Here is a 991-nt window from a genome sequence, read left to right as displayed (position 1 = left end):
GAAGAAATGGGTTTTATGTTTTTATGTATTCCTAGGTTGCTTTGTCCTAAGATATATTAGCAATACTAATAACATCTTTGATGAAGCATCAGCTGTAGGTGATGGAATTTATCATCCTTCACCTTTTGTTCATAGACTTGCTGAGTCTTTGACAGTTTTGATAGATATGATATTTATCATACCTATAGCATTGCTTATATATCATTTTCTTGGAGAAAAGAATAAGTATAGAGTATTAATCACTCTACTTAGTTCTTGGGCTATCTACGACATTATTTTCCATGTTGTAAAAATGCTTTAATATGAAAAGAGTAAGTTTATATTTGCCTCTTATTTTAGTTGCTGTGTGCGTATTAGGTTGTAGTAAAACTAAAAATGAAACGCAAAAAGAAGAATCAAAGCTAGGCGAATTTGTGTATATAGACAAGTCAAAATGTTTGCATACAGATAAGAAATGTATGAACCTTCTTGACTTTAGTGATGACGGAACAAATCATAATTATCAAGTCAAGTTTATTAACACAAATAAGCTGCGTCCTAACGACTTTGGTTTTATATGCAGCTATTGCGTTTCTGACGAAACATTTAAGGAACTTAGAAAAAAAATAGAGCATAATGGATACGCTTATGATGAAGAAGACGTTGATTCTATTGCTTCTTACTAGCACCTTGCTATCATCATGCTCAGATGGCGTTTATGTCTGCATGGGTAGTTATTCACTAAGATACCATAAGACAGAATCCTGGAAAGGACTGCGTAGATGTGGTGGTAAAACAGAAAAGGTTAGCACAGAAAGTGCAGAAAGTATGCATCGTACTCCATGTCACATTTGCTATAGCATAAAGGAAAGGAGTGAGGACTAAGCCCACTCCTTTTTCATATTATTCCAATCTATCCAGCTGATCCACCGCTTCCATCATGATTCTGTCAATATTCTGATTGGCAAGATGGGCGGCTATTTAATCAGAAGCCCAATCACCTCATGGCTAA

The 991-nt window shown here is 34.9% G+C and carries 2 protein-coding genes; both read left to right on the top strand.

Translation table 11 applies throughout. The features are described from left to right. The coding region (locus ACQRBJ_RS16050) for a hypothetical protein (RefSeq protein ID WP_445304231.1) at nt 1-301 on the top strand (301 nt) is incomplete at its 5' end. Between the two features lies 1 nt (nt 302). After that, nucleotides 303-665 (top strand): hypothetical protein, encoded by a 363-nt coding sequence (locus tag ACQRBJ_RS16045; RefSeq protein WP_445304230.1) that lies wholly within the window; start codon nt 303-305, stop codon nt 663-665. The last annotated feature ends 326 nt before the right edge of the window (nt 666-991 follow it).

Origin of the sequence: Prevotella sp. SGI.167 (assembly GCF_050313615.1) — a bacterium.
In the GTDB taxonomy this organism is placed as follows: domain Bacteria; phylum Bacteroidota; class Bacteroidia; order Bacteroidales; family Bacteroidaceae; genus Prevotella.
This window is presented reverse-complemented; position numbering and strand designations above follow the sequence as displayed.